Raw genomic sequence first — 14274 nt, forward strand, 5'->3', positions numbered from 1 at the left:
CGGATTATGAGAAAAATTCTGCTACTTTTGTGCCTAGCACTTAGTCTCTTTGCCTTGCAAAATGACAAAGATATGCTAAGTGGCGAGCTAAAAAACGGGCTTAAATACTATATAAAAGAGAATAAACTCCCGCAAAAAACGGCCATATTTTACCTAGTCGTAAACTCAGGCTCTACTGATGAGAGAGAGGGCGAGCAGGGGCTTGCGCACTTTTTAGAGCACATGGCGTTTAATGGCAGCCGTGACTTTAGCAAAAATGAGCTCATTAAACAGCTTGAGAGCCTTGGGGTCAAATTTGGCGCTGATCTAAACGCGCAAACAAGCTATGATCAGACGAGCTACACGCTAAGCATAAATGTAAATGAGAAAAATTTAAAGGACGTTTTTAAGGTCTTTTCAAACTGGATCGATGGCGTAAAGATCGATGCAGGCGAGCTTGATAAGGAGCGTGGCGTCATAATGGAGGAGGAGCGCCAGCGAAATACGCCAGCTTATAGGCTCTATCTTGCCCAAAGTAAGGACATCTTTGCAGGTAGCATCTATCAAAAAAGAGTGCCTATAGGCGACATGAACGTGATAAAAAGCGTGGATGCTAAGCACATGCAAGAGTTTTACGAGAGGCTTTATCAGCCAAGATTTATGAGCTTTGTGGCAGTTGGCGACTTTGATAAAAATGAGATAAAAACTCTGATAGAAAAAAGCTTTAGCGCAGCAAAAAATAGCAACTCTTACGCTCATCCAGATAAAAGTATCGCTTTTAAAGATGGGCTAAACGTCTTTAACTACGACGCAAACGAGACGGCGGCTCAGTTTGTAAGACTTAGCTTTTTTGATAAATTTAAGCCAGTCTTGGATGAGGCTGATGTGAAGAGAAATTTAAAAGATGCGCTAATAGCTAGCCTTATAAATATGCTTTATGAGCAAAAAAATGCAAATAATTCATCAAATTTAAGTGTTGATTTTATGGCACAAACGCTTCAAGCAAAGCAAAAAATTTATAGCTTTGAGGCAAATGTGATCGGGGATGATTTTAACGCTAGCCTTAAAGATATGTTAAGCGTTTTAAAGGGTATTGAGAAATTTGGCTTTAGCAAAGGCGATTTTAACGATGTGAAAAAGGCATTTGTGGCAAACGTGGAGGCTAAATTTAAACGCTCAAAAACTAAAAAATCAAGCGTTTATGCAGGTGAAATTTTAAACATGATCGAAAATGGCGGCTTTGTGCTAAGCGATGAAGATAGCAAAAACCTTAGCCTAAAGCTCTTAAACAAGATCACGCTAGAGGATGTTAATGCTAGATTTAGGCAAATTTTAGCCATACCTGATGAGCGCGTGAGGGTTTTTAGTAAAGATGGCTTTAAGCTTAGTAAAGATGCCTTTTTAAAGCTAAAGGATGAGGCAAAACCTTACGATACAAATTTAGCTAACGTGAGCCTAAATAAGAGCCTTGGCAATGAAAATTTAGAGCCAAAAGATATTCTTTCTAGTGAATTTGACCAAAAGCATGGCATCTACACTTATAAGCTGCCAAATGGCTCGCAAGTCATCTTTAAGCCACTAGCTACCAAAAAAGATAGCATTTTGTTTGCAGCCATTAGCAAGGGCGGCACTTCAGATCTAGATGATCCTAAGCTTGGTGGTTTTGCGGTTGCGCTCACAAATGAAAGTGGCGTTGGCAAATTTAACAACTACGAGCTTTCAAAGGTGCTAAACGACAAGATAGTAAGCTACGAAAAGAGCATAGAGGCGCTTACGCAGGGCTTTTACGGCTCATCTAGCAGTGGCGATCTTAGCTCGCTGCTAGCTGTTATAAATTTAGAGTTTAACTCCCCAAGAGCCGATGCAAACGTGCTTGAGAGGATAAAGCAAAGGGCAAAAGATGAGCTAGCTAAAGAGCAAAATTTGCCTGAATATAAATTTAGCACCGAATTTAGCAAGTTTTTTTACGAAAACAACAAGCGTGTAGCGCCCATTGATATGGCTCAGATCGACGCGCTAAAGCTAAATGAGCTAAAAAAGGTCATCAAAGATAAATTTACAAACGCAGCCTCATACACTTTCGTAATCATCGGCGACACCGACGAGGAGAGGCTTTTGCCACTTGTTAAAAAGTATATCGCCACCTTGCCAAAGCTTGGTGAGGCTGAAAATTTTAAAGATGACGGCGTGCGAAGCATCAAGGGAGAGCACACCTTTAAAAGAGAGTATCAAAGCACAAAAAGAAGCGATGTGAGCGTGGATATAATAAATTTAGATACAAAATATAGCTTCAAAGAGGTGGTCAAGCTAAGGGCGCTAAGCTCGGTCTTAAAAACGGCGCTTCGTGAAAAGATCAGAGAGGATAAGGGGCAAACATACGGCTTTAGCCTAAACGCCAAGCTCGCTCGCTATCCGTATGAGCACTCAAAGGCGGTGATCGGCTTTACTTGCGACCCTGCAAACACGGACAAGATCATCGCCGAGATAAAGGAGATAATAGCTAGCATCAAGCGTGATGGCGCGCTTATGCCAAAACATTTGGAGGATTTTAAGGCGCAGAGTGAAATTTCTATAAAAAAAGATTACGAAAAGCCTGAGTTTTGGCAAAATCTCATCATCTCAAATAAAATTTTTAACACACCACTTTACACGGCTGATGAGTATATAGATGCGGTTAAAGCGGTCACAAATGACGACATCAAAGAGGCTGCTAGGCTATATCTTGATGAGAAAAATATGGTGATAAGCATAAATAATCCGAAGTAGAATTTTTTTTGGGGGGGGGGTAGCTGGCTTTTTAAAATTTAAGACTAAGCAGAAATTTGAGAAGTCAAGCTGGCTTTTTAAAATTAAACATAAGTAGAAATTTAGAGAGCTAAAAGCCTCCAGAAATCTAAGCCCAGGCAGAAATTTGAGAAGTCAAACTGGCTTTTTAAATTTAAACTTGAGTATAAAATTTGGAGTTAAGCTAGCTCTTTAATTCAAATTTAAATAGAAATTTAGAGAACTAAGCCAGCCTCAAAAATTTAAGCAAAATAAATTTAGCGCGCTAAGCCAGCCCCAAAATTTAAACTCTAAAGCTAAGCCAGTATATCCTTTGGCTTTAGCTTGTTTAGCTTTTGCACCAGATCATCAAAGTTTGCACCATTTTCGACCTCGCGCCTGATAAATTCCTCAAAAAACTCGCGTTTTATATCCTTGTCCGTGTAGGTCACGCTCTTTTTGGTAACTTGCATAGGCTTAAATTTCTCTTCTTCTATATCCTCATCGCCATCTTCCCTAACTGGCACAAGAGCGATATTTTGCAGCACATCAGCGATATTTTCGCCCTTTTCATAACTTGTTTTTAGAAATTTCAAAAACTCATCTTTGCTGTTTTTATCAGCGTAGCTTACACGCTGTAGCATCGCTTGACCTAAGATATCTATGCGCTTCTTAGCCGATGTTTGCTCGTAGTGCAAGGCGCCATCTTTGAAAGAAATTTTCACATTTGCATGTTCGCCAAGTATCCTTTCGGCAGTAAATTCCAGCCATTTGTCTTTAAATTCATCTATGCTTAGATCAGAATCTAGCAAATTTCTAGCTTCAGGGCTTAGATGAAGCGCGCCATTATTTTGATTGATTATGATGCCAAGAGCGTCGGTGGCACTAGCGGATATATTGTAGGTTTTGTTAAATTCATCTACGCTAAAGCCGTTTTTCTCGCTAGTTAGGATGGAGCTTGCTCGCCAAAGCTTCGTGCTATCAACGAAATTTTTAAGGCTAGCAACTTCATCTTTACCCATCTTGCTATCAAGCCCGTTCATCTTGCCCCAGATAGAAATTTTATCATTTGACGAGTAGCCAGAAAGTGATAGATGCTTGATGTCTAGGGCATTGGGAGAAATTTTTACTTTGCCTAAATTTGCGATAGTCGTTGGCTGCTTATTAAAAGCGTCTTGATAGTTAAAGCTTTGATTAAGTCCATTTAGCGTGTTTATCATGTCAAATCCTTCTAGCACAATATCGGCAAATGGATTTAAATTTTAAGTGGGATTATTTTTTATTGCGGTATTTTTCGAAAATGGCGATCATCTGGTGCGAGTCTTGCGCGACTTTGAGCTTGTTTGGGTTTTTGCTAAGTAGCTCTTCTCTTAGGGCGTCGATAAATTCCTTGTCCTTTTTACAGGCTTCAAGGCTCACACGCCCTCTAAGTATAGCCATAAACATAATATCGGCAGTCGCGTTTATCATCTCAAGCATTTTTTCTTCGCTCATTTTTCTAAATTTTGCCCCTTTTTAAGCAAATATTATTCCTTTGTGCTTACAAAATTTATTATTTTCACCTCTTGGCTCTCTTTGCAAGCCTCCAGAGCAGCTGCATTTTTCACCATGTGAGCGCTCTTCATGTGCTCTTTTTGGCTCTCTAAATTTTCCCAGCTCTCCATAAAGCAGTATTCGCTTTTAGCGCCCACAACTACGCCACACTCGTAGCTTATGCAGCCTTTGTCTTTTCTTGAAGCTGGCACGATCTCTTTTAAAATTTCTTCAAATTTCGTTTCACATCCAGCTTTTAACTTTACATTTACATAAAATCCTACCATTTGCCTATCCTTTAATATTTTTTGGCTAAAATAACGCAATTTAGACGCAAGTTTGCGTATTACATTACAAGGCCTTTTCATGACAAGATGATACAAAATACTAAATTTATAACTCATAAAACCAAACAAATTTAACCAAATATCGGAGAAAAAATGAAAAGACGAGACTTTTTAAAGCTTGGTGCCTTAAGCGCAGCAAGCCTTCAAGCAAAAGAACTTGACGGAGCAGCTCAGGCACTTTTTGACAAGCAAAGCGGACTAAGTGCAAACAAATTTGGCCCATTTTATGTAAAAACTATCGCAGGTCGCGTGGTTGAGACTGAGCCATTTGAGGGCGATGCGTGCCCAAATGAGCTAAATAACGCACTTCTTGATCATATCCAAAACGAAAGCCGTGTAAAATATCCATTTGTTAGAAAGAGCTTTTTGGCTGACCCAAACAACCCAAAGCCAGAGCTTCGTGGCAAAGAGGAGTTTGTGCGCGTGAGCTGGGACGAGGCGATAAAGCTAAGTGCGAAAATTTTAAAAGAAAATTTTGATAAATACGGCGCTGAAGCGATATACGGACAGGTTTATCAGTGGGGTAGCCTTGGCAAAGTTGGCCACAGCCAAAAGACAGCAAAGAGGCTACTTAACGTGCTTGGCGGATATGTAAATGAGCTTGGCGGCTACTCATACGGCGCAGCAACTGTCATCATGCCTCATATCACTGGCTCGATCGACCCAACGCTCGCGCCAACAAAGTGGGAAGGCATCTTAAAAAATGCCAAAACGATCGTATTTTGGGGCACAAACCCAGTCGTTTCAAACAAGATCGCCATTGGCGTACCGCTTCACAACTCATATAAATACTACGATGAGATCAGAAAAAAAGGCGAGAGCGGCGAGATGAAAATTTATAGCGTCGATGTTTATCACAACGAAAGCGCAAGATATTTTGGCGCAAAGTACCTTGAAGTCGTGCCTTGCACCGATACGGCGATGATGATAGGCATATGCAACTACCTTTTTGAAAAGGGGCTTTACAGCAAAGAATTTATAGAAAAATACACCGTTGGCTTTGATAAATTTAAAGAGTATATGCTTGGCACAAAAGACGGGGTCAATAAAAACCTAGCTTGGGCAAGCAAAATTTGTGGCGTGAGCGAGCAGGAGCTGGCAAAATTTAGTGAGGATCTAGCTAAAAACGACTCGGTCATAGTTAGTGGCTACGCCATCCAAAGGCAAGATCACGGCGAGATGGCCTACTGGGCGCTTGTGACGCTAAATGCGATGCTTGGACACATCGGCAAAGAGGGTTGTGGCTTTGTCACAAATGACGGCATGCACAAAAACGCTGATGAGAGCTTCATAGCACCTAAACTAGCGGCTTTTGAGACGAAGGTGCCACAAAAATTCATTGATAGCGGGCTAGTGCCAAAGACTAAGGGCTATGAGCTGCCAAACTCAAGGCTCATAGACGCGCTTTTAAGCCCTGGCAAGGAGATAACTAGAAATGGCAAGAGCTACAAGCTACCAAAGATCAGAGTGATGTTTAACGCCAATGGCTCGACATTTACAAGGCATCCAGAGACCAACAGAGCGATAAAAGCTATGCAAAAAGTGCAAGCGATCATCACTTGCGAGCCATTTTGGACGAGCACGGCTAAATTTAGCGACATCGTCCTGCCAGCTGCGCTTGAGTGCGAGCGAACGGACATCGAGATGGCAAACTCAACTAGCGAATATCTCTTTGCCATTAAGCCACTTGTCGCGCCATTTGGCGAGAGTAAAAGCGACTTCGAGATCGCAAGGCTCATCGCAAAAGAGTGGGGCAGAGAAGAGGCATTTAGCGAGGGCAAAAGCGAGCTAGAGTGGGTCAAAGAAATTTACGAAGATGCCGTTAAAAAGGCTGCTGGGCTTGGGTATGAGAGCATGCCGAGCTTTGATGAGTTTTGGCAGAAGGGTTATTTTAGATTTGACAAGGTCGATGAGAAAAAACGCTACTTTACAAACTATAAGAAATTCCGCGACGACCCAGTGGCAAATCCGCTAAAAACGCCATCTGGCAAGATAGAAATTTACTCTGAAACGGTCGCTGGCTTTGGCTATGATGACTGCCCGCCGCATGCGACGTGGCTTGAGCCATTTGAGTGGTTGGGCGCAAAAAATAAAAAATACCCTATCGCCATCAGCGGCGCGCACTCTAAATTTAGACTTCACTCGCAGCTAAATAACTCCGTGCTTCGCCATTTTAACGAGATCGCAGAGCGCGAGCCAGTGCTCATAAACCCAAAAACAGCCGAAGCTAGAGGGATAAAAATGGGCGATGTGGTAAAAATTTACAACGACAGGGGCGAAATTTTGTGCGGTGCATTTGTGACCGAGGACGTGCCACAAAATGTCGTCATCGTGAGCGAGGGCGCTTGGTACGACCCAGATGTGCCAGGCGAGAAGAGCCTTTGCTTGCATGGAAATTTAAACGTGCTCACAAAAGACGTGCCATCAAGCAAGATGAGCCAGAGCAACACCGCTCACACGAGCCTTGTCGAGGTCGAGAAATTTAAAGGCACGCCAAAACGTGTCAGGGCGTTTGACGCACCAAAGATCGGCTCAAGAAAGGCCTAAAAGTAACACTTTGAAAATTTAAAGTGCTAAAAGCTATCCTTTTTTAAATAATTAGAGTTAAAATCTAAGAAAAAAGAAAGGATAGCTCATGAAAATAGCCGAAATAGACACTCCAGCACTGCTCATAGACAAAGAGATAGTGCTAAAAAACTTAGACAAAATGCAAAAATATGCTGATAAATTTAACGTAAGCTTAAGACCACATACCAAAACGCACAAGATGCCATACTTTGCAAAACTGCAAGTAGAGCGCGGCGCAAAGGGCATCACGGTGGCAAAGGTGGGCGAGGCTGAAGTGATGGCAAAAGAGGGGTTAAACGACATTTTCATCGCAAATGAGATCGTCACAAGGCAGAAATTTGCTCGCATCATAGCCCTTGTAAGATCTGGCGTAAAAGTGAGCTTTGGCGTCGATAGCGTGGGCGTTTTAAGACTCATTGATGAGGTATTTGGCGAGGCTGGCGAGATAGCTAGGCTACTTGTCGAGATAGAAGTTGGCGAAAACCGCTCAGGCGTCATAGAAGAGGGCGATTTTAGAGCTTTGATGAGCGCTTTTAAAGAGTGTAAAAATGTGGAATTTTGCGGTGTTTTCTCGCATGATGGTCACTCGTACAAGGCAAAAGATAAGTGTGAGTGCGAGCAAATTTTTAGGGTGGCAACCGACAGGACGCTAAAATTTGCTGATATCGCGCGTGAGTTTGGATATGAAAATTTTACCGTTAGCATCGGCTCGACGCCCTCGCTGATAAATGATTTTGAGATGCCAAAAGGCGTTACGGAGCTTCGCCCTGGCACATATATATTTATGGATGCGTCGCAGGCAAATGCCTATGGTAGCTTTGATATGAACGCTGCTAGCGTGCTTAGCGTCGTGATCTCAAGGCCGACTGCGACCCGCACGATCCTTGATGCTGGGGCAAAGGCGCTAACCAAAGAGAGACGCAGCGAGGGCTTTTGCACGACGCCTGGCATGGGGCTCATCGCGGAGCATGAAGTGTGGATAGATAGCCTATTTGACGAGCATGCGATCATCTTAAACGAGAAATTTGCAAAAAGTGTGCGCGTGGGCGATCTCGTGCGCATCTATCCAAATCACATCTGTCCGGTGGTAAATTTGTATGACTACGCCTATCTCGTAAGTGGCGATGAGGTCTGCGAAAAAGTGCCAGTTTTAGCAAGAGGCAGGGTAGAGTAGGGATTTGCCTTGGTTTTATGTAAAAATTCAAATTTTAAAATTCCATTCATCGCAAGAATTGGCTACTAAAATTTGGCTTCGCTTATCGCTTAGCTCAAATTTTAGAGCCGAAATTACTCGCTCATGAAATTTTAAAATTTATAAGAGTTTTTTTAAATTTATACATTTTAGGCAAATTTTAAAACTCTACTCACTCGCCTTAGCAGACTACTAAATTTAGGTTGCACTTCGTTTAGCACTAAATTTAGAGCCGTGATTATGCCAGCTCTAAATTTAAAATTTGCTGGAGTCTCAATAAAACGCATGCAATGTTAAGCTCTATCAAACGTCCTTCCATGCTCGTATCAAATTTTCAAACACATTTTAAACCAAATTTCACTCTTATAAACGCCGTCTAAATTTATAGTGTTATAATTACGGCAAAATAACTATTTTAAGGAGAGTGTATGTCTTCACGCATTATCACTGGCGTTTTGATGTTTGTTGCTATTTTGGTAGTTTTTTTTATAGATAATTATATTTTAAATTTTATTTTGCTTGGCGCTGTGCTTTACTTTGCCTTTAATGAGTCGCTAAAGCTTTATGAGATCTACCACAAACAGCTAGTTTACGCAGCGCTCGCATTTTACGTGCTCACATATTTTACAAATCCAATGTTCATCGCCATCCTTGCTGTGATGATAGTAGCTTCGATATTAGCACACATAAAAAGTGAAAATTTAAAACCAGTTGCGCCATTTTTATACCCAACCACGCCGATATTTATGATGTGGACGCTTTACTCTGAGTATGGCATAGGCTATCTTGCATGGCTTATACTAAGCGTCGTTGCAAGCGATAGCGGCGCATTTTTTGTCGGTAAAGCCTTTGGCAAACACCCATTTAGCCCAAGCTCACCAAACAAAACCATAGAAGGCGCAGCAGGCGGGGTCTTGCTAGGCACGGTAGTTGGCTGCATAGTTGGAAATTTCGTAACAGAAGGCTTTTTCCAAATTTTATTTTCAAGCTTCTTAGTCTGCGTATTTGCGGTCTGGGGAGATCTCTTTGAGAGCTACCTAAAAAGACTTTGCGGCGTCAAAGACAGCGGCACACTTTTCCCAGGACACGGCGGTATGCTTGATAGGATAGATGGCTATTTATTTGGCGTTGTTGCGCTACTTTGGTCGCTATCGTGGTAATACTTGGCTCCACTGGCTCGATCGGTAAAAATGCTCTAGCGCTATGTGAGAAATTTGACATTAGCGTCGAGGCACTAAGCTGCGCTAAAAACGTAGCTTTGCTAAATGAGCAAATTTTAAAATTTAAGCCAAAATTTGTCTGCGTGGGCGACGAAAAGCTAGCTAAAAATGTAAAAAACATTGAGGACAAAAACATCTTTGTTGGTGAGGCTGGACTGCTAGAAATGCTTGAAATTTCAAGCTCAAAAAAGGTGATAAACGCCCTTGTTGGCTTTGCTGGGCTTGCTCCTAGTCTAAAGACGCAAGCGCTTGGTAAAAGGCTCGCCCTTGCAAATAAAGAGAGCCTTGTAGTTGGTGGCAAGTTTTTAAAAACAAGAGAAATTTTGCCAATAGACAGCGAGCATTTTGGGCTTAAATTTCTACTAGAAAACAAAACTCCAGCCAAAAAGCTCATCATCACAGCAAGCGGTGGCGCATTTTATAAAAAGCCGATTAAATTTCTAAAAGATGCCACGCCAAGCGACGCTCTAAAACATCCAAACTGGGATATGGGCGCAAAGATCACCATTGATAGCGCGACGATGACAAACAAGCTTTTTGAGGTGATGGAGGCCTACTGGCTTTACGGCATAAAAGATATCGAGGCCGTGATAGAGCCGACCTCAGCCATCCACGCCGTAGTCGAGTTTATCGACGGCTCAAGCACGATGCATCTCTCGCGAGCAGATATGAAGCTAGCTATCGCGCATGCTATCTTTGAAAAAGTTGAGCAAAATATCGTCTCACACGCAAATTTACTTGATCTAAAAAATATCAAATTTCAGAGGATCAGTCTTAAAAAATATCCAGTCTTTTCTCTAAAAGACGAAGTCTTAGCTAGTCCTGATCTAGGTGTCGTCATAAACGCTGCAAACGAGGTTGGAGTATTTAGCTTTTTAGAGAAAAAGTGCTCATTTTTAGATATATCAAGGCTCATTTTAGGTTCAGCTAAAAAATTTAAGAGTCTTAAAATTTCAAGCGTAGATGAAATTTATGAAGTTGATAAAGAGGTTAGAGAATACGCAAAAAGGATGCTAAATGCAAAGGTATGAGGGGTATAAATTTGATCTTAGGCAAAGTCTCATCGGTGTGCAGTTTTTATTTGTCGCCTTTGGCGCGCTCGTGCTTGTGCCCATACTTACGGGGCTTGATGCAAACGTCGCGCTCTTTACAGCAGGTCTTGGCACGCTGCTTTTTCAGCTAATAACTAGAAAAAATGTCCCGCCGATCTTTCTAGCAAGCTCGTTTGCCTTCATCGCTCCGCTTCAGTATGGCATCGAAAAATGGGGCATACCAGTGACGATGGGCGGCGTTATATTTGCTGGATTTTTCTATGTCGTGCTAAGTCTTGTAGTTCGCTTTGGCGGAGAGAAAATTTTGCATAAAATTTTGCCTCCAGTGGTTGTCGGCCCTGTCATCATGACCATAGGCCTCATACTAGCTCCAAATGCCGTTAAGATGGCAACTTCAGCTACCGAAACCTACACTCAAAATGTAGCTATGATGGTAGCAGCCACCTCGCTTATAGCTACTATCGTTGTCATGATGCTAGGACGCGGGATGTTTAGGCTCATACCGATCTTGCTTGGCATCATCGCTGGCTACATCGTGGCTTACTGCTTTGGTATGGTTGATTTTAGCGCCATCGCAAACGCCCCTTGGTTTAGAGTGCCAAGCTTTAGCGCACCAAAATTTGAACTCGAAGCGATCATCTATATGATACCTATCGCCATCGCCCCAGCGATCGAGCACATCGGCGATATGCTCGCTATCTCAAATGTCACAAAAGAGGATTTTTTGAAAAATCCAGGACTTAAAAATACACTTTTAGGCGACGGTCTAGCCACCTCGCTAGCTGCTGCCTTTGGTGGTCCGCCAAACACCACCTACTCAGAGGTCACAGGTGCAGTTAGCCTTACAAAGGCCTATAATCCAGCGATCATGACCTTTGCAGCGATCACTGCTATCGTGCTAGCCTTTGTTGGCAAGCTTGGTGCGGTGCTCTCGACCATCCCAGCACCAGTAATCGGCGGCATCATGCTGCTACTTTTTGGCATCATCGCAAGCGTTGGCATGGAGACACTTATAAAAAATAAAGTCGATCTTGCCGACCCTAGAAATATGATAATAGTGGCTCTCATCTTCATCTTCGCCATCGGCGGCATGGTGCTTGACCTTGGAGCGGTTAAATTTTCAGGTATAGGACTTGGCGCGGTTACTGGTATAGTTTTAAATTTGCTTTTACCAAAGACAAAGCATTACGAAGGATACTAATGCGTAAATTTAGACTTTTTCTGGCAGCTCTAGCGGCTGCAAGCCTTGCAAATGCAAGTGCACTGGACTATGCACTTATCAAAAAAGGTGAGCCAAGTAGCAATACTATGCTCTTAATCGGTGGCATCCAAGGCGACGAGCCAGGCGGCTTTTTGGCGGCTTCTATCGTGGCGACTGATTATAACATCACAAAAGGCTCGCTTTGGGTCGTGCCAAATTTAAATTTCCCAAGCATCATCGAGCGAAGTCGCGGCACAAAAGGCGATATGAATAGAAAATTTGCCCACGTCGAAAAGGACGATCCAGACTACAACTCAGTGATGAAGATAAAAGACGTCATCACCGACAAAAACGTCACTCTCATCTTAAATTTACACGATGGTAGCGGATATTATAGAGATACTTTTATAAGCAAGGATAAAAATCCAGACAAATGGGGCAACACCTGCATCATCGACCAAAGCACGCTACCAGGCTCAAAGTACCCAGAGCTTGAAAGCATCGCCTCAAGCGTAAAAGACGTGCTAAATAAGCACCTCATAGACCCAAAACATCAGTATCACGTCAAAAATACGCACACCGCGATGGGCGATAAAGAGATGCTAAAAAGCCTCACCTACTACGCTATCACGCAAAACAAGTCTGCCTTTGCAAACGAAGCTAGTAAAAATTTAAACGCCGAGCAAAGGACATATTATCACCTAGTAGCGATCGAAGAGTATATGAAAAAGGCTGGTATTAGCTTTACTAGGCCCTTTGAACTTGATGTCAAAAGTGTGAAAAAAGCGATCGAAAAAGAGATCAGACTTGAGCTATTTGACAGCTATGCTCTTAGCCTTAAGAATTTAAAACCAGTGATAAGCTTCGTGCCATTTAAAAAGGGCGAGCTAAGCTACCACTCGCCAAATCCGCTAATCGCCGTCATAAAAGATAAAGATACTTACAAAGTGCAGTATGGCAACCGCTCTGTTACAAAGCTAAAGCCGCAATACTTCGAGTTTGCAAAGCCACTTGATAAAATTTCTCTTTTGAGCGATGGCAACGAGCAGGTGTTAAAAAGCGGCGATAAATTTAGCGTGAAAAAGAGCTTTAAGATAAAATCACTCAAAAACGTGCGCGTAAATGTTATAGGATACGGCACAAAAAGCGTTGATGAGAGCGAGCAAGAGATCGATAAAAATAGCTTAAACAAAAGCTATAGTATAGATAAAGATGGCAAAATTTACAGGGTCGAGTTTTACAAAAGCGAAAATGGCAAAGAGAAATTTGCTGGCATGATACTAGCGGAGTTTAGATGATACTTGGCATAGAAAGCAGCTGCGATGACAGCTCTGTCGCGCTAATAGATGAAGGCACGCTAGAGCAAATTTATTATAAAAAGATCTCACAAGAAGAGGAGCACGCTATCTTTGGTGGCGTGGTCCCAGAGCTTGCAGCGAGGCTTCACACAAAGGCTCTGCCAGCGCTTTTAAATGATATCTTGCCAAATTTAAAAGATATAAACGCCATCGCTGTGACAAACGAGCCAGGGCTAAGCGTGAGCCTGATAGGTGGTGTGAGCATGGCAAAAGCGCTAAGCATCACCCTAAATATCCCGCTAATCGCCGTAAATCACCTAGTTGGCCACATCTACTCGCTATTTTTAGACCGTGAGGCCACCTTCCCACTTGGCGTTTTGCTAGTTAGCGGCGGACATACGATGATACTAGAGATCGATGAAAATGGCGAGATTTTAGAGCTTGCAAGCACAAGCGATGATAGTTTTGGCGAGAGCTTTGACAAGGTGGCAAAGATGCTTGATCTTGGCTATCCAGGGGGTGCTGTGGTGCAGCAAAACGCACTTTTATGCGAGGATAAAGAGAGGTTTAAATTTACCGTCCCGCTTCTTCACGACAAACGCCTTGAGTACAGCTTTTCAGGGCTTAAAAACCAAGTCAGAGTTGAAATTTCAAAGCTTGAAACTATCACGCAAAAAGATATCGCCGACATCTGCTACGCCTTTGAAAATACAGCCTGCGAGCACATTTTAAATAAGCTAGAAAAGGTTTTTAAATTAAGAAATTTCAAGCGTTTTGGCGTGGTTGGCGGAGCGAGTGCAAATTTAAATTTACGCAAAAGGCTTGAAACTCTTTGCCAAAAAAATGAGTGCGAGCTTTTGCTAGCTCCACTTGCGTTTTGCTCTGATAATGCGCTGATGATAGCAAGAGCTGGACGTGAAAAATACTTAAAAAAAGAGTTTATCTCACATGATAAGCTAACCATAAATCCAAGGGTTAGCTTTAAGAAGTTTGAGCTAGATATCTAAATTTCTTCAAATTTTTTTAAAAATCCTCTATTTTTAAAATTTTAAAATAATGCAAATTTGCACTATTTCAAGCTTAAAATTTAAATAATTATTTTAATAAATTATATTTATGTA

12 protein-coding genes are annotated in these 14274 nt (G+C 42.1%); 8 read left to right on the top strand and 4 right to left on the bottom strand.

Annotated elements, in window-relative coordinates:
* Nucleotides 1-6 precede the first annotated feature (6 nt).
* Nucleotides 7-2745 (top strand): M16 family metallopeptidase, encoded by a 2739-nt coding sequence (locus tag FZ945_RS06020; protein WP_148803259.1) that lies wholly within the window; start codon nt 7-9, stop codon nt 2743-2745.
* Nucleotides 2746-3059: 314 nt separating this feature from the next.
* Here the strand turns inward: FZ945_RS06020 and FZ945_RS06025 are convergent, their stop codons facing one another.
* The 3 genes from FZ945_RS06025 to FZ945_RS06035 are packed head-to-tail and all read right to left on the bottom strand — an operon-like array spanning nt 3060 to nt 4562.
* The gene (locus FZ945_RS06025) at nt 3060-3962 is read right to left on the bottom strand and encodes a Cj0814-related protein (protein ID WP_148803261.1); all 903 of its coding nucleotides are present in this window, start codon (nt 3960-3962) and stop codon (nt 3060-3062) included.
* A gap of 52 nt (nt 3963-4014) precedes the next feature.
* On the bottom strand, nt 4015-4236 hold the full coding sequence (locus FZ945_RS06030; protein ID WP_002941152.1) for a hypothetical protein: 222 nt from the start codon (nt 4234-4236) through the stop codon (nt 4015-4017).
* 32 nt (nt 4237-4268) lie between these two features.
* Entirely contained in the window at nt 4269-4562 is a 294-nt protein-coding gene (locus tag FZ945_RS06035; protein ID WP_148803263.1) for a putative quinol monooxygenase, read from the bottom strand.
* Between the two features lie 153 nt (nt 4563-4715).
* Between FZ945_RS06035 and FZ945_RS06040 the strand changes: the two genes are divergently transcribed.
* Nucleotides 4716-7169, top strand: coding sequence for a molybdopterin-dependent oxidoreductase (locus tag FZ945_RS06040; RefSeq protein WP_148803265.1), 2454 nt, complete (start codon nt 4716-4718; stop codon nt 7167-7169).
* Between the two features lie 88 nt (nt 7170-7257).
* Entirely contained in the window at nt 7258-8364 is a 1107-nt protein-coding gene (locus FZ945_RS06045; protein ID WP_148803267.1) for a D-TA family PLP-dependent enzyme, read from the top strand.
* 167 nt (nt 8365-8531) lie between these two features.
* Here the strand turns inward: FZ945_RS06045 and FZ945_RS09870 are convergent, their stop codons facing one another.
* Nucleotides 8532-8669: a hypothetical protein gene (locus tag FZ945_RS09870; protein WP_187424173.1), complete on the bottom strand. Its 138-nt coding sequence runs from the start codon at nt 8667-8669 to the stop codon at nt 8532-8534.
* A 141-nt stretch (nt 8670-8810) separates the two neighbouring features.
* On the opposite strand from FZ945_RS09870, the gene FZ945_RS06050 reads away from it, so the two are divergent.
* Genes FZ945_RS06050 through tsaD form a run of 5 tightly spaced genes read left to right on the top strand, consistent with a single transcriptional unit; the run spans nt 8811 to nt 14160 of the window.
* Entirely contained in the window at nt 8811-9542 is a 732-nt protein-coding gene (locus tag FZ945_RS06050) for a phosphatidate cytidylyltransferase (protein WP_148803269.1), read from the top strand.
* Entirely contained in the window at nt 9524-10633 is a 1110-nt protein-coding gene (dxr, locus tag FZ945_RS06055; RefSeq protein ID WP_148803271.1) for a 1-deoxy-D-xylulose-5-phosphate reductoisomerase, read from the top strand. Before FZ945_RS06050 ends, dxr begins: the two co-directional genes overlap by 19 nt.
* The gene (locus FZ945_RS06060; protein WP_148803273.1) at nt 10620-11855 is read left to right on the top strand and encodes a uracil-xanthine permease family protein; all 1236 of its coding nucleotides are present in this window, start codon (nt 10620-10622) and stop codon (nt 11853-11855) included. The genes dxr and FZ945_RS06060 overlap by 14 nt, the downstream gene beginning before the upstream one ends.
* The gene (locus FZ945_RS06065) at nt 11855-13153 is read left to right on the top strand and encodes a M99 family carboxypeptidase catalytic domain-containing protein (RefSeq protein ID WP_148803275.1); all 1299 of its coding nucleotides are present in this window, start codon (nt 11855-11857) and stop codon (nt 13151-13153) included. The genes FZ945_RS06060 and FZ945_RS06065 overlap by 1 nt, the downstream gene beginning before the upstream one ends.
* Nucleotides 13150-14160: a tRNA (adenosine(37)-N6)-threonylcarbamoyltransferase complex transferase subunit TsaD gene (gene tsaD, locus FZ945_RS06070; RefSeq protein WP_148803277.1), complete on the top strand. Its 1011-nt coding sequence runs from the start codon at nt 13150-13152 to the stop codon at nt 14158-14160. The genes FZ945_RS06065 and tsaD overlap by 4 nt, the downstream gene beginning before the upstream one ends.
* The last annotated feature ends 114 nt before the right edge of the window (nt 14161-14274 follow it).

This window comes from Campylobacter concisus, assembly GCF_902460535.1.
In the GTDB taxonomy this organism is placed as follows: domain Bacteria; phylum Campylobacterota; class Campylobacteria; order Campylobacterales; family Campylobacteraceae; genus Campylobacter_A; species Campylobacter_A concisus_AS.